Raw genomic sequence first — 17369 nt, 5'->3', positions numbered from 1 at the left:
CCGGGGTACCGGACCGCTGACGGGGGATCGACCGGGAACGGGTGTGTGGGATTGTGCGCGGCTGTGTCCAGTTCTGGGGAGCGCGTTTCCGGAACGTTATGACGGGATTCCGAACCGGTTGAGCGGGCCCGGCAGCCGGCTGCCGAGCGGAGCCATGCCCCCGTCCGCCCCGTGCCGCGCGAGCAGGTCCAGCGCGAGCCGGCCGCGCCGCACGCGCTCCTTGGCGGTGGACAGCGCCAGTTCCCGGAGGTGCTGGCCGTAGGGGTAGATGCCGGGGGACTTGGAGAGGCCGAACTTCAGGTACAGCGGCGCGCCGCGCCGGACCAGTTCGGCGACCTCGTACATCCGCACGTAGCCGCCGAGGTCGTCCGGGGCCTCGATGTAGATGTCCATCGGAGCCCGTGAGACCCGGCGGATCTCGGTGAACTGGGCCGGCGTCAGGTCGGACGGGATGTTGATCGAGTCGGCGCCGAGCTGCTCGAACACGGCGTAGGAGGCCGGGTTCACCGGGCCGATGAGCGCCGAAACCTTGAAGGTGGTGTCCGCGGGCAGGGTGCCCTGCTCACGCAGCCGGTGCAGGGTCCACAGCACGCCCTCGTCGGCCACCAGCAGGCACTTCACGCCCAGCCCGGTGGCGCGCAGGGCGTCCTCGACGCAGCCGGCCAGGGCGTCGTGTCCACGGGAGCGCAGACCCGCGCCGCCGGAGTCCGTGCGGACCGAGGCGCCCGTGTCCCAGGTGCCGCGCGGTCCCGTGAAGAGGCAGAGCTCGATGTCCCGCTCGGCGCAGCCCTCCACCATCTCGGTGATCTCCGCGTCCGTCAGCATCCAGATGCCGCTGCCCTGGCTGATGCGGTGGACCGGGACGTCGAGCCTCGCTGACTCCTTGAGCACGACACCGAGGGCCTCCGGACCCTCCACGGACGGCACCTCGGTGCGCCAGCTCCCGCCGTCGGGGAAGGAGTGCGGAGAGGCGTCGGCCGGGGACAGCGGCGCCGGGCCGAGGCCGAGCGCGGTGAGCGCGGGGTCACCGGGACGGCGGGCGCCGGGGGAAGAGGCGGGGGCGTCGTTCACGACTGGTCCTTCATGTTCGGTATTTCGGACGACATTCGGGTCTTTGGGGGTGCGCCGGTACGGAGGCGGTCAGGACGCCGCCGTACCGGCGCACGGATCAGGGCGGGCCCGTCACGGCCGCAACAGCACCTTCCCGGTCTCCGGATCCCCGGATCCCACCAGCGCCACGGCCTCGGCGAACCTCTCCAGAGGGAACTCGTGGGTGATCAGAGGCGCCGGGTCGAGCAGCCCGGCCGTGAAAGCCCGCACCGCGTAGGACCAGGCCGCCGACGGCGCGCCGAAGACGCTGCGCACGGTGAGCTGGCTCAGCGACAGGTGCACCGGGTCGATGCCCACGGCACCCGGGGTGAACATCCCGGTCAGCACCACCCGGCCGCCGCGACGCGCCAGCAGGCACGCGTCAGCAGCGGTGGAGGGCGCTCCGGCCGTCTCCACGACCAGGTCGTAGCGGCCCCGCACCTCCTCGGCCTCCTCGGGTACACGGGCCTCACCCGCCCCGAAGTCCAGTGCCAGAGAGGCGCGTTCCTGCCTCGGGTCGATCACGGTGAGCTCCGCCGGCGACACCGCCGCCAGCAGCTGCACCGCGAGCAGGCCGAGCGTGCCCGCTCCCAGGACGGCGATCCGCTCGCCCGGCTCGGGCGCCCCGGCCCGCACCGCCGCCGCGATCACCGCGGCCGGCTCCAGCAGCGCCGCCGCCCGCAGGTCGGCGTCGTCGGCCAGCGGGTGCAGCAGCCGCGCCGGGACCACGAGGTGGTCGGCGAACGCGCCGGGCCGGGTGAAACCCGTCTCGTCGTACCCGGCCGTGCACAGGGAGGTCTCCCCGTGGCGGCACCGCTCGCAGCGCCCGCACGCCCGGAAGCCCTCGGCGACCGTGCGGCGGCCGGTCAGCGCGGGATCGACGCCCTCGCCCACCGCGTCGACGGTCCCCGACCACTCGTGGCCCGGCACCACCGGGTAGCGCACGTAGGCGGGATCGCGGTGGCCGTCGTACACCTCGCGGTCGCTCATGCAGATCCCGGCGGCGGCGACCCGCACCCTGACCTCTCCGGGGCCCGGCTGCGGGAGCGGGCCCTCGGCCAGCCGGTGACTGCCCGGCCGGTCGACGGTCAACGAACGCGAGAGGGAGGTCACTTGGGCTGCCTCTTCTCCCAGCCGTCCGCCCACAGGTCGAACCGTGCCTGCTGCTGCGGGAACTCCGCCGCCGCGTCCACGTCCAGCTCGACCCCGAGACCCGGCGCGTGGGAGAGCTCGAAGCAGCCGGTTTCGGGGTCGACGGCCGGAGCGCCCTTGACGACCTTCTTGATGTCCGCGTCCGCGAAGTCGTTGAAGTGTTCCAGGATCTTGAAGTTGGGGGTGCAGCCCGCGACCTGGAGGCTGGCCGCGGTCAGCACCGAGCCGCCCACGTTGTGCGGGGCGATCAGCGTGTAGTGGGTCTCCGCGGTCGCCGCCAGCTTGCGGGTCTCCAGGATGCCGCCGATGTGGCCGACGTCCGGCTGGATGATGTCGACGGCCTGCGACTCGAAGAGCTCGCGGAACTCGATCCTGTCGTGGATGCGTTCACCGGTCGCGATCGGCAGGTCGACCTTCTCCGCGACCTTGCTCAGGGCCTTGAGGTTCTCCGGGGGCACCGGCTCCTCCAGCCAGGCGGGCCTGAACGGCGCCATCTCGCGGGCGATCCGCACCGCGGTCGACGGGCTGAACCGGCCGTGCATCTCCAGCATCAGCTCGGTGTCGGGGCCGATGGCGTCCCGCACGGCCTCGATGAGGGAGACCGCGTAGCGGGTCTCCTCCTGGCCCAGCTCGAAGTGCCCCGTACCGAAGGGGTCGATCTTCAGCGCCCGGTAGCCGCGCTCGACCACTCCCTGCGCGGCCTTGTGGTAGGCCTCCGGGGTGCGTTCCGTGGTGTACCAGCCGTTGGCGTAGGCCTTGACCCGGTCGGTGACCTTCCCGCCGAGCAGCTGCCAGACGGGGACACCGAGCGCCTTGCCCTTGATGTCCCAGCAGGCCATCTCGATGACCGCGATGCCGGACATCACGATCTCCCCGGCCCGCCCGTAGTCGCCGTACTTCATGCGGCGGACGAGGTCCTCGATCGCGAACGGGTCGGAGCCGGTGACGTGGTTGGCCGACGCCTCCCGCAGGTAGCCGAGGAGCGCGTCCGTGCGGCCCAGCATCCGCGTCTCGCCCACACCGGTGAGGCCCTCATCGGTGTGAACCTGGACGTAGGTGAGGTTGCGCCACGGCGTGCCGACGACATGCGTGCTGATTCCGGTGATGCGCACGTGTGTTGCCTCTCAACGTGTTCGGTATTTCGTCGCTCGTTCGAAATGCTGGCGTGACGGTAATGACGGGTCAGGGGAAGTGTCAATGGTCCGCGCAAGTACGCTGACGCCCATGAGTGATCTCGGGGCGGGTTTCGGTTACTTGATCAAGGGCCAGCGCTGGGCCTTCGGCCACGGCCGGTGGTTCGGCTTCGGACTGCTGCCCGCGCTCGTCACCCTGGTCGTCTACGCGGGCGCGCTGGTCGGACTGGGCTACGGCGCCGACGACTTCGTCGCCTGGGCGACCCCGTTCGCCGACGACTGGTCCTCGCCCTGGGCGGGACTCCTGCGCACCACCCTGGTCGTCCTGGTCTTCGTGCTCGGCACGTTCCTCGCGGTGATCACCTTCACCGCGGTGACCCTGCTGGTGGGCCAGCCGTTCTACGAGTCGCTCTCCGAGGAGGTCGACCGCACCGAGGGCGGCGAGGTGCCCGGGTCGGGCCTGCCGCTCTGGCGCGAGCTGTGGATCTCCGCACGCGACTCGGTCCGCGTCCTGCTGCGCGTCGCGCTGTACGGGGTACTGCTCTTCGCCCTCGGCTTCGTCCCCGTCGTCGGGCAGACCGTGGTCCCCGTCCTCGGCTTCTGCGTCTCCGGGTACTTCCTCTCGGAGGAACTCACCTCCGTCGCCCTCCAGCGCCGCGGCATGGTCCTCAAGGACCGGCTCACGCTGCTGCGGGGCCGCCGCATGATGGTCCTGGGCTTCGGTGTCCCGCTCGCACTCGCCTTCGTCGTCCCCTTCGTCGCCGTGTTCCTGATGCCGGGCGCCGTCGCCGGGGCCACGCTGCTGGCCAGGGAGCTCACGGCGGCGCCCGCCGCAGGGCCGGTGCCGGCCCCCGCGTCGCCCTACACCCTGCACAAGGACTGAGGGGCGCACCGCCCTCCCGGCGCGGTCGCGAGCAGGCCCCGGACCGGCCGGTCCGGGGCCTGCCGCCCGTCAGGCGCCGTGGACCTCCAGCGCCGTCCGGACCGCCGACTCCAGGGCGCCCTCGATCCAGGCCGGCTTGACGGACGTGTGGCAGCCGGCGAAGTGCAGCGGCCCCTCGGGGGTGCGTACGTCGGGGAACAGCTCGGTGTGCTGACCGGGCAGGAGCACCGAGGCCTCGCCGTACGCGTAGGGGTCACGCATCCAGGACTGGGTGCGGCCCACGCCCGTGTAGAACACCTCGACGCGCTGCCCGTACACGTCCTGCACCCCGCCCAGGGTGCGCGGGTAGCGCTCGTCGTCGTCCAGCGAGTCCCACTTCAGCGCGTCGTCGGCCCAGCTGTACGAGGCGAGCATCACTCCGCCCGCACAGCCCTCCACGGGGTGCGAGGGCTGGTACATGAACCGGTTGGCGTTGTCCGTCACCGAGCCGCCGCCGATGACGTGTGCCGCCTCCGGCTGGTTGCGGGCGGTCGCCCGGCAGGCCGCGTAGTGCACCCGCTGGCCGGGCGGGATGTGGCCGCGCGGTACGGAGGGGTGCGCGCCCAGGAGCGAGCCGTCGGCCGGAGCCCTGCCCAGCCGGTAGGCGTCGTACAGCCCCGGGCGCACGGCCTCCAGCTCCCGCTTCCAGTCGGCCTCGTCGAACTCCCACCAGCGGCGGCTGAATTCGAGGAGCACCTTCGTCGCCGCGTCGTAGTGGACCTCGGTGATCGCCCGCCGTTTGCCGTAGGACAGCGCGGGCGTCACGGGGATGTGCCGCAGCCCGGAGAAGGGCACGGTGATGATCGCCCGGTCGCCGGTGTAGGTCTCCCGGACGACGGGGCCACGCCGGCCCTCGGAGACCGTCTCGACCCTCACCGTGTCCTTGGTGTGGCTGATGCGGGTGGCCCGGCGGTCCAGGCGCACCAGGTCCTTCACCTGGGCGTACATCGCGTCGGCCAGGGTCGCGGTGCCGTCGGGCAGTTCGAAGAACGAGGTGGCCGGGCTGATCAGGGACGCCCCGATGAAGCTGTGCAGGAACGCGAGGTGGAGCCGTGACGTCATGTTCTCCACGGTGCCGATGAGGTCGACGGTGCGCTCGTCGAGCCCGGCCGCCTCCGTCAGGTACCGGTACATCGACCAGTGTCCGTACCGCTGCAGCACGGTCGCCCAGCCCTCGACCAGCGCCGTACCCTCCTTGCCCTCGATCTCCGCGCGCACGGGGGCGAACGCCTCCCGCACGATCTGCGAGGCGGGGGTGTTCTCGTAGGCCGCGGGAACGCCGAAGGAGCGGTTGACGGCCTGCGGCTTCGCGGCGTAGTCGGCACGGCGCGTCCGCACGCCGTTGACGTGGATCCAGGTGCGGTTGGCGGGACGCCCCTCGCCGTCCACGTCGACCAGGTGGAAGCGGCGGGTCTTCAGCCCGAGGTGGGCCATCAGTCCGGTGACCAGGGGATGGCTGTCCGGGATGCGCATCGCGCCGGCCTCGGCGTACTGCTTGGGGTCGGCGAAGGGCGGCTCGGCCCGCTCGTGACCACCGGCCCGGAAGGTCTTGATGCGGCCGCCGACCCGGTTGCCGTTGGCCTCGATCACGGTGACCTCGTGACCGGCGTCCCGCAGGAGCCGCGCCGCGGTCAGCCCGGCCGGCCCCGCGCCCACGACCAGCACCTTCCTGCGTGCGGCCCGGGTGCGGGGCAGGCCCTTCCCCAGCAGGACCTCACGGTAACGGGGTACCAGGTCACGGTCGTCGGCGTCGCGCACGAGGATGGCGCGGGCGACGGTGAGGCAGGCCTCCCGGCCGGCGCCCGCCGCCGCCCCCGGCGCGGCGGCGGCCCGGGAGGCCGGGGCTGCGGAGGCGGCGGCGGACGGGGCGGCCGGGGAGACGGCGAGGGCCGCGGCACCGGCCGTGGCGCCCGCGAGCAGCGAGCGCCGGGACGGCAGGGCGGACGACGAGTCGTCAACAGGTGGAGTCATGGTGATCACCCTGCTGCGCGGAGCCGCCCGTGACCGTCGTCAACGCGCCCCCGGCGCCCTGATTCACCCACTGGTGATCATGTCCGTCCGGTGTTGACACGGTCCGGAACAGGGGGAGTTGAGGGACTCAGCGCACGGAGAAGCCGTAGACGGTCGTGGAGGTGAACTCCTCGCCCGGCCGCAGCACCGTGCTCGGGAACCCCGGGTGGTTCGGCGCGTCCGGGAAGTGCTGCGTCTCCAGCGCGATCCCCGCGCACGGTGCGAAGGGATCACCGCCGAAGTGGTCGGCGGTGTACAGCTGGAGCCCCGGTTCCGTCGTGCGGACGGTCAGGACACGGCCCGACGCGGGGTCGTACAGCTCGGCGACCGGCTCGCCGCCGGTCTCCTCCAGCACGTAGTTGGTGTCGAAGCCGGGACCCACCGGCTTCGGCTCCCGGAAGTCGAAACGCGTCCCCTCCACCGGCAGGAGCTCCCCCGTGGGGATCGACTCCTCGTCGCCGGGAGTGATGTACCCGGCGGCGAGCCGCAGTTCCTGCCCGAGCGCGCTTCCGCTCTCCGCACCGGCCGGGTTCCAGTACGTGTGGTTCGTCAGGTTCACCACGGTCGGCGCGTCCGTCGTCGCCCGGTAGGCGATCCGCAGCGCGCCGTCCTCGTCCAGGGTGTACGTCACCGACACCGCCAGCCGCCCCGGGAAGCCCTCCTCGCCGTCCTCGGCGACCAGGGAGAGCCGGACGCCGTCCGGCACCTCCTCCGCGTCCCACACCCGCTTGTCGAAGCCCCGCTCACCGCCGTGCAGCGTGTTGCGGCCCTCGTTGCGCGTCACCCGGTGCGTGCGCCCGTCCAGGACGAACGACCCACCCGCGATCCGGTTCGCGTACCGCCCGACCACGGCGCCGAAGTAGGGGCTGGTGTGCGTCTCGTACCCCTTCAGGTCCGGCAGCCCCAGGGCCACCTCGGCCCGGGTGCCGTCCCTGCCGGGCACCACGACGGACTGCACCACCGCCCCGTACGTCAGCACCCGCACCCGGGTGCCCCCGCGCTCCAGGGTCCAGCGCCGGACGGCGGTGCCGTCGCCGAGCGTGGAGAAGTCTTCGCCGTGTACCGCTGCGCCCGTCGTCACGATCAAGAACTCTACGCGGAGGGCCCGGCCGCCGTGACCTCCCGGTAGGCGATCTCCGCCAGCCTGGCCTGACCGTTGCGGCCCGGATGGAACCAGTCCCACTCACTGAGCTGCTCGCCGGTGAACCGGTAGTCGAACACCGCCCCGCCGTCGTAGCGGCAGCGCTCGTCCCGCGCGCAGACGTCCCGCAGCACCCCGTTGTACGCGACCACCCTGTCCCGCACCGCGTCGCGGCGCGCGACGGCCGCCGCACCCATGTCGTCGGCGTCCCCCAGCATGGACCGGCAGATCCCCAGCTTCCAGATCTGCTTGCCCAGCGGGTTCTCGCGCCCGGTCGACCAGAGCCGCTTGAGGTCCGGCACGCTCGACACGTACACCTGCGCCTTCGGGGCCGTGGCACGCAACCGCCCCATCGACGCCTCGAAGGAGGCACGGAAATCGGCCACCGGGGTCATGAGCGCCACCGAGTCCCGGCAGGCGTCGTTCGCGCCGATCATCACCGTGACCAGCTCGGGCTCCTCCTGTGCCGCCAGCGCCATCTGCTCCGGCAGCTGGGCCATCCTGGCGCCCGAGACGGCGTGGTTCCAGCTGTGCGAGGCGGCCTTCGAGGCACCCAGGAGCCGGACGGCCAGGCTCTTCACCCCGCCGTCGGTGCCGGTCGCCCAGGACACCTCCGGACAGTCGGCCAGCACCGCGCAGGCGTCGAAGCCCCGGGTGATCGAGTCCCCGACGGCCGCGACGGAACCGGGGCTCACGTCCCACACCGCCGTAGGGGAGGGGGAAGGGCTCGGCGCGCCCGACGTGCCTCCGTCGGAGGTGCAGCCCGTCAGCACGGACGCACCGACGAGCGCGACCGCCGTCAGAGTGGTCGCGGCTCCCCGGACACGACGGCGTGACGAACGCTCAGGCATACCTGTTTCCCCTCCGGTCACACGGGTGATTGTGCCCGTGGCACACCCGGACAGCCCCAGGTGGGGGCCCTCGCGCCCTCGCGGGTGAATGCTGGACCGATCAAGGGCCCGGGACCGACGGTACGTCACACACCCGGCCCCGGCGCACGGTAGCTTTTCCCCGTCGGACCAGTGGCGCCCGACGGGTCCGCGCACGAATCGGCGGGTCCGGTAAGTTAGCTCACGTCACATACTGTCCCTTTTCAGGAGATTCACTCCCGATGCTGTTTACTGATGACAACCTCGGGAGCCGGCCGGGAAGAGGCGGTACGGGCGCGAGGCCGCTGGGGAAGGCGAACCTCGTCCCACACTGGAGGTCCCGGTGACGACACGTGGAGTCCTTTACGTCCACTCCGCACCGCGCGCGCTGTGCCCGCACGTCGAATGGGCGGTGGGGGGCGTGCTCGGTGTGCGGGTCCAGCTGGACTGGATCAGACAACCGGCCGCGCCCGGCACCTGGCGGTCCGAGTTCTCCTGGAAGGGCCGTGCGGGTACGGCCTCGGAGCTGGCTTCGGCCCTCCGCGGCTGGGACCTGCTGCGCTTCGAGGTGACGGCGGAGCCCTGCCCCACGGCGGAGGGCGAGCGCTACAGCTCCACGCCCGGGCTCGGCATCTTCCACGCCGTCACCGGCATGCACGGCGACATCCTGGTCCCGGAGGACCGGCTGCGGGCGGCGCTGGCGCGGTCCCTGCGCGGTGAGACGGACCTGGAGGCCGAGGTCGCCAAACTCCTGGGCAAGCCGTGGGACGACGAGCTGGAGTCCTTCCGCCACGCGGGCGAGGGTGCCCCCGTGCGGTGGCTGCACCAGGTGGTGTGACGGGGGCAGCCCCTGCCCCGGCCCCGGTCGACGGTCCGGCAGAAACGTTTGGCCCCCGGCCCCGCCCGTGCGGCGCCCCCCCCCGCGACGGCGCGCACATGCGCGAGGCCCGCCTCCCGACGGGGGAAGCGGGCCTCGCGACAGGGCCGGGCGGGTCAGACCGAACGGAACGCCAGCACCACGTTGTGGCCGCCGAAGCCGAACGAGTTGTTGATCGCGGCGATCGTCCCCTCCGGCAGCGCCCGCGGTTCACCGCGCACGACGTCCGCGTCGACCGCCTCGTCGAGGTCGTCGACGTTGATGGTGGGCGGCGCGGTCCGGTGGTGCAGCGCCAGCACGGTCGCCACGGTCTCGATACCGCCCGCGCCACCCAGCAGGTGACCCGTCATGGACTTCGTGGCGGAGATCGCGACGTGGTCGAGGTCGTCGCCCAGCACCGCGCGCAGCGCCTTGATCTCCGCGACGTCACCCTGCGGCGTGGACGTGGCGTGCGCGTTCAGGTGCACCACCTCCGACGGCTTCAGGTCCGTGGAGTCCAGCAGGTTCTGCATCGCCGCGGCGATGCCGCGCCCGGTGGGCTCCGGCTGTGCGATGTGGTGGGCGTCGGCGGACAGGCCCTGGCCCAGCACCTCGCAGTAGACCCTGGCGCCCCGCGCGGCCGCGTGCTCCGCGGACTCCAGGATCACGACGCCGGCACCCTCACCGAGCACGAAGCCGTCACGGGCGGTGTCGTAGGGGCGCGAGGCCTTCTCGGGCTCGTCGTTGCTCTTCGACATCGCCATCATGTTGGCGAAGGCCGCGATCGGGAGCGGGTGGATGGCGGCCTCGGTGCCACCGGCGACGACCACGTCGGCGCGGCCGGTGCGGATCATCTCGACGGCGTAACCGATGGCCTCGGCGCCCGACGCGCAGGCGGAGACCGGGGTGTGGACACCGGCCTGGGCGTTGACCTCGAGGCCGACGTTGGCCGCGGGCCCGTTGGGCATGAGCATGGGGACGGTGTGCGGGGAGACGCGGCGTACGCCCTTCTCCTTCAGCACGTCGTACTGGTCGAGCAGGGTGATCACGCCGCCGATGCCGGAGGCGATGACCGAACCCAGGCGCTCGGGCTGGATCTTCTCGTCCTCACCGGCCTTGCCGGTGAAGCCCGCGTCCGCCCACGCCTCGCGGGCCGCGATCAGCGCGAACTGCGCCGAACGGTCCAGCTTGCGTGCGAGCGGACGGGGCAGTACCTCGCCGGGGTCGACGGCCGCGAGGGCGGCGATCCGGACGGGCAGTTCGGCGAAACGTTCGCCCTCGAGAGGCTTGACGCCGGACCGGCCGGCCATCAGACCTTCCCAGGTCGATGCGGAGTCGCCACCCAGCGGAGTGGTTGCGCCGATACCGGTGACGACCACGGTGCGATTGGTCGGGCTCACTGGAAAATCTTCTCCACGTGTAGAGGGTCGTGAATCAGCGGCGCCACCGCCGGGTGGCGACACACGGGACGGGCTGGGGTCAGCCCTGGTGCTTCAGGATGTAGTCGGCGGCGTCGCCGACCGTCTTGAGGTTCTTGACGTCCTCGTCGGGGATCTTGACGTCGAAGCGCTCCTCGGCGGCGACGACGACCTCGACCATGGACAGCGAGTCGACGTCCAGGTCGTCGGTGAAGGACTTGTCCAGCTGGACGTCCTCGACCGGGATACCGGCGATCTCGTTGACGATCTCGGCGAGACCGGTGACGATCTCTTCCTGAGTGGCGGCCATGTTGGCGCTCCTTCGATATGTTTCTGCAGGGTTCGGGCGTGCGGACCGAAAGGTCCGGTGTGCCTAGGGGAGGGTAACGACCGTCGCGGCGTAGACGAGACCCGCCCCGAAGCCGATGATGAGCGCCGTGTCGCCGCTCTTGGCCTGACCGGTCGCCAGAAGCCGCTCCATCGCGAGCGGGATCGAGGCGGCCGACGTGTTGCCGGTGGTTTCCACGTCACGGGCGACCGTGACGTGCTCCGGCAGCTTGAGCGTCTTCACCATCGAGTCGATGATCCGCATGTTCGCCTGGTGCGGAATGAAGACATCCAGGTCCTCCGGGGAGATCCCGGCCGCTTCCAGCGCCTGCTGGGCGACCTTCGCCATCTCGAAGACGGCCCAGCGGAAGACCGCCTGGCCCTCCTGGGTGATGGCCGGGAACTTGACCTCGCCCCGTTCGTTGAGCGGGAGGTTCGAGACGTCGCCGATGTGGAAGTCGTTCCACGCGACGGTCTGCTTGATCGTCTCGGACTTGTCGCCCTCGGAGCCCCAGACGGTCGGGCCGATGGCCGGCTCCTGGGACGGCCCGACGACGACCGCGCCCGCGCCGTCACCGAACAGGAAGGCCGTCGCGCGGTCCTCCAGGTCGGTGAGGTCGCTGAGCCGCTCGACGCCGATGACGAGGACGTACTCCGCCGAGCCCTCGACGATCATGCCCTTGGCGAGCGTGAGGCCGTAGCCGAAGCCCGCGCAGCCGGCCGAGATGTCGAAGGCGGCGGGCTTGCCGGCGCCGATCCTGTGCGCGATGTCGGTCGCGACGGCCGGGGTCTGCTTGAAGTGCGAGACGGTGGAGACGATCACTCCGCCGATCTGCGAGGGAGTGATCCCGGCGTCCGCGATCGCCTTGCCCGAGGCCTCCACGGACATCATGGACACGGTCTCCTCGTCGGAGGCCCAGTGGCGGGTGGCGATACCGGAGCGGGAGCGGATCCACTCGTCGGACGAGTCGATCGTCTCGAGGATCACCTCGTTGGGCACGACACGGGTCGGACGGTAGCCGCCCACACCCATGATCCGTGCGTACGGGGCGCCCTTGCTGGGCTTGATCTTCGACATGCTCTCGGGCTCCTTAGGCGCCTGCGTGCTCGGAGATGAGCGCGCGGGCCGCGTCGAGGTCGTCGGGGGTCTTGAGCGCGAGGGTCTTCACACCGGGCAGCGCGCGCTTGGCGAGCCCCACCAGGGTCCCACCCGGCGACGCCTCGATGAGGGCCGTGACACCGAGCTCGGCGAAGGTCTCCATGCACAGGTCCCAGCGGACCGGGTTGGCGACCTGGCCGACGATCCGCGAGATGACCTCGTCGCCGGTGGCGACCGTCTTCCCGTCCGCGTTCGACACGTACGTCACCTTCGGGTCGGTGACCGTCAGGGTGGCGGCGGCGGCACGCAGCTGGTCCACGGCCGGAGCCATGTGGAGCGTGTGGAACGCGCCGGCCACCTTGAGCGGCACCACGCGGCGTACGCCTTCGGGCTTGTCCTCGGTCAGCGCGGCGATCTGGGCCGCGGTGCCCGCGGCGACGATCTGTCCGGCGCCGTTGACGTTGGCCGGGGTGAGCCCCAGCTTCTCCAGGTGCGGGACGGTGACCTCCGGGTCCCCGCCGAGGAGAGCGGCCATGCCCGTCTCGGTCGCCGCGGCGGCCTCGGCCATGCCGAGCCCCCGGGTGCGCACGAAACGGAGCGCGGCCTCGTCGTCGATGACGCCGGCCAGCGCGGCGGCGGTGATCTCACCGACGCTGTGTCCGGCGACGACACCGGGCGAGGCGTCCAGGGCGGCGGCGGACAGCAGACCCGCGGCAACCAGCAGCGGCTGAGCCACCGCCGTGTCGCGGATCTCGTCCGCGTCGGCCTTCGTGCCGTAGTGGGCAAGGTCGAGCCCGATGGCGTCCGACCATCCCGCGATGCGGTCGGCGGCACCGGGGAGTTCGAGCCAGGGAGTCAGGAAGCCGGGCGTCTGAGCGCCTTGGCCGGGAGCGACGAGTACGAGCACCCTCACACTCTCTCTTGTGGACGGCCCCGGACGCCCGTGGGGACAGGGACGAAGAACCGTCAGGGGAATTGTTGAAGTTCGACAAAAGTCTAGGACTGAGTGTCCCCGGCGGCCAAGCGCCCCAGGATGAGGGCGATCCGCAGAGTGAACGCGGAACGGACATCGGAGGGTGACCAACCGGTGACGTCGGTCACACGTCGCAGCCGGTAGCGCACGGTATTGGGGTGCACGAACAACATGCGTGCCGCGCCCTCAAGACTGCTCGCCTGCTCCAGATAGACACTCAGCGTCTCCAGAAGTGCTGAACCCGCTTCTTCGAGCGGTCTGTAGATCTCCTCCACCAGTTGATCGCGCGCGGCCGGGTCTCCGGCCATCGCACGCTCAGGAAGGAGATCGTCCGACAGGACGGGCCTCGGAGCGTCCTGCCACGCCGAGCAGGCCTTCAGACCCGCTGCGGCGGCCTGCGCGGACCGGGTGGCCGCGAGGAGGTCGGGCACCACGGGACCGGCGACGACCGGACCGGCCGCGTACGGGCCGATCAGCGACTTCGCCACGTTGAGGGGGTTGTCGCTGCCTCCGGCGATCACGACCAGGCGGTGTCCGAGTACCCCGGTCAGGACCTGGAGCTTGGCGTGCCTCGCCGCCCGCCGGATGGCCTCCACGGTGAGCTCGCTGTCACCGTCGGGAGCGGTGCCGAGGACGACGCACACGTGCTCGGGGGAGTTCCAGCCGAGCGCGGCGGCCCGGGACACGGCGCCCTCGTCCGCCTCGCCGGACAGCACCGCGTTCACGACGAGCGACTCCAGCCGGGCGTCCCACGCGCCGCGGGCCTCGGCGGCCTGCGCGTACACCTGCGCGGTCGCGAACGCGATCTCGCGCGCGTAGACGAGCAGTGCCTCGCGCAGGACCGACTCGTCGCCGGGGGCGGCGACCTCCTCGATCGCGGTCTCCATGACCTCGATCGTCGTGCGCACCATCTCGACGGTCTGCCGGAGGGTGATCGCCCGGGTCAGCTCGCGCGGGGCGGTGCCGAACACGTCGGTGGAGATCGCCTGCGGTGTCTCCGGGTGCCGGAACCACTCGGTGAACGCGGCGATACCGGCCTGGGCGACCAGGCCGATCCAGGACCGGTTCTCCGGTGGCATCGCCCTGTACCACGGCAGCGTCTCGTCCATGCGGGCGATGGCGTCGGCGGCCAGCCGGCCGGAGGACTGCTCCAGCCGTTTCAGCGTCGCGGTGTGGAGGTGGGCGTCATGCGGGGCGGGCTGCTCAGGATCGGGTCGGGGCACGACACAAGACTGCCTTATCGGGACAGGTGCCCGGAGGGGTGGGGCGGAAGGCCGGCCGGCGGGGATACCTTGGGGGCGTGATGGACGTACGCCGCTCCGGGGACCGCTTCCGCGGCGGAGACCCGGCCACGGGTGACTCCGCGGGCATCGAGACGCTGCACGCGTTCTCCTTCGGACGGTTCTACGACCCGGACAATCTCCGCTTCGGGCCGATCCTGGCCTGCAACGAGGAACGCCTCGCGCCGGGCGCGGGCTTCGACGAGCATCCGCACAGCCACACCGAGATCGTCACCTGGGTCGTGCGGGGCGAACTCACCCACCACGACTCGGCCTCGCACACCACCGTCGTACGGCCCGGAGACGTCCAGCACCTGAGCTCGGCCGCCGGGGTGCGGCACGCCGAGCGCAACGACGGCGACCGTCCGCTGATGTTCATCCAGATGTGGCTGGCCCCTCTGCGCCCCGGGGGCGAGCCCTCCTACACGCACGTCGCCGGGATCGCCGACTCCACCCCGTACCCCCTCCCCGAGGCCGGCGCGATGCTCCACGTGCGCCGGCAGTCCGAGGGCGAGCGGAGCTCGGTACCGGACGCGGCGGGGATCTACGCCCATGTCGTGCGGGGCCGTGTGCGGCTCGCGGGCGAGGAGCTCGGGCCGGGCGACTCGGCCCGGATCACCGAGGCGCGCGGACTGGAGCTCGAGGCGCTGGAGCCGGCCGAGACGCTGCTCTGGGAGCTCGCCGCGGTGTGACGGGTACACGGCTCCCTCTGGCGCCGAGCGCGGCGAAGGCCCGCGGCCTGGCCCAGGGAGTGGAACCGGATCACACGCTCGTGGTGGACCCGGGACGGACGATCATCAGGACGACGACCACGGCCCAGACGAGGTTGAAGACGCCGGTCAGCATGGTCAGCCGGGCGGCGGTGGGACGCGCCGCCTCCTCCGTGAGCGCGCCCCCGCCCTCTTCCTCGGCGAGCAGGCGCCGCTGTCCGGGCAGGATGGCGAACCCGAGGATGGCCGCGGCGGCCACCGTGAGGACGAGCGAGACGATCAGCCAGGCGTCGGTGAGCACCCCGAGCGCGGCACCGGTCGCTATCCCGAACACGGGCACGACGACGCCCCCGAGCGCGTAGGCGTAGCAGACGCGGTGCAGGAGCGCGGCGACCCCGGCGGACCGCCCGTCCTTCTCCGTGCCGCTCAGGGCCCGCAGCGCGTAGCGCGGGAACATCGAGGCGGCGACGGTGATCGACCCGACGGCCACGATCGCCGCGAGGACATGGATGGATAGCAGCAGCTTGGTCACTGCGGATGCCTCCTGCTCGGAACAGACACATGTGTTGGCTGCCAATACATACCCTGTCTACGGCTCTTTTGGGTAGGCTGCCTACTCATGAAGGCGGATGCGGTGCGAGGGCACCTCGACGGACTGCTGCTTGCCGTGCTGGAGCCGGGCCCGCTGCACGGGTACGCGATCATCGCCGCCGTGCAGCGCCGCAGCGGCGGCGTGGTCGAGCTGCGCACGGGCACCATCTATCCGGCTCTGAACCGGCTGGAGCGGATCGGGCTGCTGAGCAGCAGCTGGGAGTCCGCCGGTGAACGGCGCCGCCGCTGTTACGAGCTCACCGACGAGGGGCGGCGCACGCTCGCGGGGGAGCGGACGGCATGGGACGAGTTCACCCAGGCGATCGGCTCCGTCCTCAACCCCTCCTCCCCGCCCGGGCTGACCACGTGAACGCCCCCGGCCCGTCGGCGGCCGATCCCATCGCGGACTACGAGGCGGCCCTGACGGCCGCCCTGCACGGACCCGGCGGGAAGAAGGCCCGCATGATCGAGGAACTGCGTGACGGCCTCGCGTGCACGGCCGAGGCCCACGTCGAAGAGGGGAAACCGTACGAGCAGGCCGCCCGCCTGGCGGTGCGGGAGTTCGGGACCGTGGAGGAGGTCACGCCGGCCTGTCAGCGCGAACTGACCATCGCCCAGGCGCGGCACACGGCCCGCACGGTCGTCCTCGCCGCGCCGTTCCTGATCGCCTGCTGGTATCTGGCCCGGACGTCCGGCCTCCCCGGCACCGCCTGGCAACTGCCGCGTACGGCCCAGTCGCTGGCGGTGTACCTGGCCGGTGCCGCGATCGTCGCCGCGCTGCTGGCCGCGTCGGCCCTCGCCGCCACCGGCGCACTCGCCCGGAGGCTGCCCACGCCGCACCGGCTGCCCCTGGTGGTCGCCTGGGCCGGCACGACGACCAGTGTGACGATGGCGGTCGCGACGCTCGCGCTCGCCGCCTCAGCCGCTCTCACCACCGACTGGCCGCTGCTCGCCCTGGCCGGCGCCCTCTCGGCCGCCTCGCACGCCCTGGTGGCCTCCTCGGCCCGCGCCAGCCGCCACTGCGCCCGCCTGGCCCTGGGACAGGGGTTCGGAGGGGCCGGGACACGCAGCCGGACCTGAGGGGCCGGCTTCGCCCGCTCGGTGGTGACCGCGACCCCGGTGGTGGCGACGGCCGCGGTGGGTGAGGGGAGTCAGTCGTCCTTGTCGGATTGCCCGTTCCGCTTGTTCCACGGGGTGTGGACGGCCAGCAGGTCACCCACCGTGCCGGCCACGTGGACCGCGAGCCAGCCCACCCCCTTGACGACCCGCGCGACCGCAGAACCCGCGACCTCTTCCATGCCCTGATCCCCTCCCGTGCTCCTGGTGGCTCCTTCGGTCCCGAAGACGCGTGTCGCCGCCACCGGGTTGCCCGGGAGACGCCCTGGTGACGCGGTCAGCCCCGCGGTGTCCTCGCCGGCCCGTCCAGCTCGCGCATCGCCTCACTGTGGGCGCTCATCCGGCGGGACACGGTCCCGATGGTGAAGAGCCCCATGCCGGTGATCGACACGGGCAGGGAGAGACCGAGCACGGCCACGGCCTCCGGCCAGTCCCGTTCGTCCGCGCAGTGGTCCCCCCTCAGGAGTCCCTCGTTGGCGGTGCCGCGCTCGGTGAACAGCCGCGACTCGCACTCCGCCGGGTACTGGTCGTCCGGCTTCTCGTCCACCTCGTACGGTATGAGAAGCAGTACGGCGCACCAGGTCCACAGGAGCGCGGCCAGGGACAGCAGGCCGATCCCCCAGGCGCGCGTCCGTGTGGCGCGCTCCCGGAAATCCTGGTCGTAATCACGTGATCGCATAGCG

Annotated in this window: 19 protein-coding genes; 5 read left to right on the top strand and 14 right to left on the bottom strand. The window is 71.9% G+C overall.

Features of this window, described 5'->3' with window-relative positions:
- Nucleotides 1-96: 96 nt before the first annotated feature.
- The 3 genes from ACHFIV_RS25300 to ACHFIV_RS25290 form a co-directional block, all read right to left on the bottom strand.
- Nucleotides 97-1071 (bottom strand): hypothetical protein, encoded by a 975-nt coding sequence (locus ACHFIV_RS25300; RefSeq protein ID WP_398973300.1) that lies wholly within the window; start codon nt 1069-1071, stop codon nt 97-99.
- A 111-nt stretch (nt 1072-1182) separates the two neighbouring features.
- Complete coding sequence (locus ACHFIV_RS25295) at nt 1183-2202, bottom strand: zinc-binding dehydrogenase (protein WP_398973297.1); 1020 nt, start codon at nt 2200-2202, stop codon at nt 1183-1185.
- Nucleotides 2199-3353: a mandelate racemase/muconate lactonizing enzyme family protein gene (locus tag ACHFIV_RS25290; protein ID WP_398973295.1), complete on the bottom strand. Its 1155-nt coding sequence runs from the start codon at nt 3351-3353 to the stop codon at nt 2199-2201. Before ACHFIV_RS25290 ends, ACHFIV_RS25295 begins: the two co-directional genes overlap by 4 nt.
- Before the next feature lie 112 nt (nt 3354-3465).
- On the opposite strand from ACHFIV_RS25290, the gene ACHFIV_RS25285 reads away from it, so the two are divergent.
- Nucleotides 3466-4257: an EI24 domain-containing protein gene (locus tag ACHFIV_RS25285; protein ID WP_398973292.1), complete on the top strand. Its 792-nt coding sequence runs from the start codon at nt 3466-3468 to the stop codon at nt 4255-4257.
- A gap of 69 nt (nt 4258-4326) precedes the next feature.
- Here ACHFIV_RS25285 and ACHFIV_RS25280 read toward each other — a convergent pair whose 3' ends face one another.
- The 3 genes from ACHFIV_RS25280 to ACHFIV_RS25270 all read right to left on the bottom strand — a co-directional run bounded on the left by ACHFIV_RS25280 (nt 4327) and on the right by ACHFIV_RS25270 (nt 8298).
- A complete protein-coding gene (locus ACHFIV_RS25280; protein WP_398973289.1) occupies nt 4327-6267 on the bottom strand; it encodes a flavin monoamine oxidase family protein in 1941 nt (646 codons plus the stop codon).
- A 127-nt stretch (nt 6268-6394) separates the two neighbouring features.
- Nucleotides 6395-7387 carry an aldose epimerase family protein gene (locus ACHFIV_RS25275; protein ID WP_398973286.1) on the bottom strand — a complete coding sequence of 331 codons (993 nt, stop codon included), beginning with the start codon at nt 7385-7387 and terminating at the stop codon, nt 6395-6397.
- Between the two features lie 11 nt (nt 7388-7398).
- Nucleotides 7399-8298 (bottom strand): SGNH/GDSL hydrolase family protein, encoded by a 900-nt coding sequence (locus tag ACHFIV_RS25270; protein ID WP_398973283.1) that lies wholly within the window; start codon nt 8296-8298, stop codon nt 7399-7401.
- 361 nt (nt 8299-8659) lie between these two features.
- Here ACHFIV_RS25270 and ACHFIV_RS25265 point away from each other — a divergent pair, with 361 nt between their 5' ends.
- The gene (locus tag ACHFIV_RS25265; RefSeq protein WP_398973280.1) at nt 8660-9154 is read left to right on the top strand and encodes a DUF3145 domain-containing protein; all 495 of its coding nucleotides are present in this window, start codon (nt 8660-8662) and stop codon (nt 9152-9154) included.
- Between the two features lie 155 nt (nt 9155-9309).
- Here ACHFIV_RS25265 and fabF read toward each other — a convergent pair whose 3' ends face one another.
- The 5 genes from fabF to ACHFIV_RS25240 all read right to left on the bottom strand — a co-directional run bounded on the left by fabF (nt 9310) and on the right by ACHFIV_RS25240 (nt 14212).
- Nucleotides 9310-10572 (bottom strand): beta-ketoacyl-ACP synthase II, encoded by a 1263-nt coding sequence (gene fabF, locus ACHFIV_RS25260; protein WP_398973278.1) that lies wholly within the window; start codon nt 10570-10572, stop codon nt 9310-9312.
- 79 nt (nt 10573-10651) lie between these two features.
- A complete protein-coding gene (locus tag ACHFIV_RS25255) occupies nt 10652-10900 on the bottom strand; it encodes an acyl carrier protein (protein WP_014045780.1) in 249 nt (82 codons plus the stop codon).
- A gap of 63 nt (nt 10901-10963) precedes the next feature.
- Entirely contained in the window at nt 10964-11995 is a 1032-nt protein-coding gene (locus ACHFIV_RS25250; RefSeq protein ID WP_398973275.1) for a ketoacyl-ACP synthase III, read from the bottom strand.
- 13 nt (nt 11996-12008) lie between these two features.
- On the bottom strand, nt 12009-12923 hold the full coding sequence (locus tag ACHFIV_RS25245; protein ID WP_398973272.1) for an ACP S-malonyltransferase: 915 nt from the start codon (nt 12921-12923) through the stop codon (nt 12009-12011).
- Nucleotides 12924-13012: 89 nt separating this feature from the next.
- Nucleotides 13013-14212, bottom strand: coding sequence for a PucR family transcriptional regulator (locus ACHFIV_RS25240; protein ID WP_398973270.1), 1200 nt, complete (start codon nt 14210-14212; stop codon nt 13013-13015).
- Between the two features lie 80 nt (nt 14213-14292).
- Between ACHFIV_RS25240 and ACHFIV_RS25235 the strand changes: the two genes are divergently transcribed.
- Entirely contained in the window at nt 14293-14961 is a 669-nt protein-coding gene (locus ACHFIV_RS25235; RefSeq protein ID WP_398973578.1) for a pirin family protein, read from the top strand.
- A 70-nt stretch (nt 14962-15031) separates the two neighbouring features.
- Here the strand turns inward: ACHFIV_RS25235 and ACHFIV_RS25230 are convergent, their stop codons facing one another.
- Complete coding sequence (locus tag ACHFIV_RS25230) at nt 15032-15511, bottom strand: DUF2269 family protein (RefSeq protein ID WP_398973268.1); 480 nt, start codon at nt 15509-15511, stop codon at nt 15032-15034.
- Nucleotides 15512-15598: 87 nt separating this feature from the next.
- On the opposite strand from ACHFIV_RS25230, the gene ACHFIV_RS25225 reads away from it, so the two are divergent.
- A complete protein-coding gene (locus ACHFIV_RS25225; protein WP_398973266.1) occupies nt 15599-15940 on the top strand; it encodes a PadR family transcriptional regulator in 342 nt (113 codons plus the stop codon).
- The gene (locus ACHFIV_RS25220; protein ID WP_398973264.1) at nt 15937-16650 is read left to right on the top strand and encodes a permease prefix domain 1-containing protein; all 714 of its coding nucleotides are present in this window, start codon (nt 15937-15939) and stop codon (nt 16648-16650) included. Before ACHFIV_RS25225 ends, ACHFIV_RS25220 begins: the two co-directional genes overlap by 4 nt.
- 71 nt (nt 16651-16721) lie before the next feature.
- Here the strand turns inward: ACHFIV_RS25220 and ACHFIV_RS25215 are convergent, their stop codons facing one another.
- The gene (locus ACHFIV_RS25215) at nt 16722-16868 is read right to left on the bottom strand and encodes a hypothetical protein (RefSeq protein WP_398973262.1); all 147 of its coding nucleotides are present in this window, start codon (nt 16866-16868) and stop codon (nt 16722-16724) included.
- A gap of 95 nt (nt 16869-16963) precedes the next feature.
- Nucleotides 16964-17365 (bottom strand): hypothetical protein, encoded by a 402-nt coding sequence (locus ACHFIV_RS25210; RefSeq protein ID WP_398973260.1) that lies wholly within the window; start codon nt 17363-17365, stop codon nt 16964-16966.
- Nucleotides 17366-17369: the final 4 nt, after the last annotated feature.

This window comes from Streptomyces sp. ALB3, assembly GCF_044385685.1.
GTDB lineage: Bacteria > Actinomycetota > Actinomycetes > Streptomycetales > Streptomycetaceae > Streptomyces.
This window is presented reverse-complemented; position numbering and strand designations above follow the sequence as displayed.

Coding starts and splice junctions, on each gene's coding strand:
- ACHFIV_RS25285 (WP_398973292.1), top strand. CDS start 3,466: ATGAGTGATCTCGGGGCGGGTTTCGGTTACTTGATCAAGGGCCAGCGC.
- ACHFIV_RS25280 (WP_398973289.1), bottom strand. CDS start 6,267: ATGACTCCACCTGTTGACGACTCGTCGTCCGCCCTGCCGTCCCGGCGC.
- ACHFIV_RS25270 (WP_398973283.1), bottom strand. CDS start 8,298: ATGCCTGAGCGTTCGTCACGCCGTCGTGTCCGGGGAGCCGCGACCACT.
- ACHFIV_RS25255 (WP_014045780.1), bottom strand. CDS start 10,900: ATGGCCGCCACTCAGGAAGAGATCGTCACCGGTCTCGCCGAGATCGTC.
- ACHFIV_RS25250 (WP_398973275.1), bottom strand. CDS start 11,995: ATGTCGAAGATCAAGCCCAGCAAGGGCGCCCCGTACGCACGGATCATG.
- ACHFIV_RS25235 (WP_398973578.1), top strand. CDS start 14,293: ATGGACGTACGCCGCTCCGGGGACCGCTTCCGCGGCGGAGACCCGGCC.
- ACHFIV_RS25225 (WP_398973266.1), top strand. CDS start 15,599: ATGAAGGCGGATGCGGTGCGAGGGCACCTCGACGGACTGCTGCTTGCC.
- ACHFIV_RS25215 (WP_398973262.1), bottom strand. CDS start 16,868: ATGGAAGAGGTCGCGGGTTCTGCGGTCGCGCGGGTCGTCAAGGGGGTG.
- ACHFIV_RS25210 (WP_398973260.1), bottom strand. CDS start 17,365: ATGCGATCACGTGATTACGACCAGGATTTCCGGGAGCGCGCCACACGG.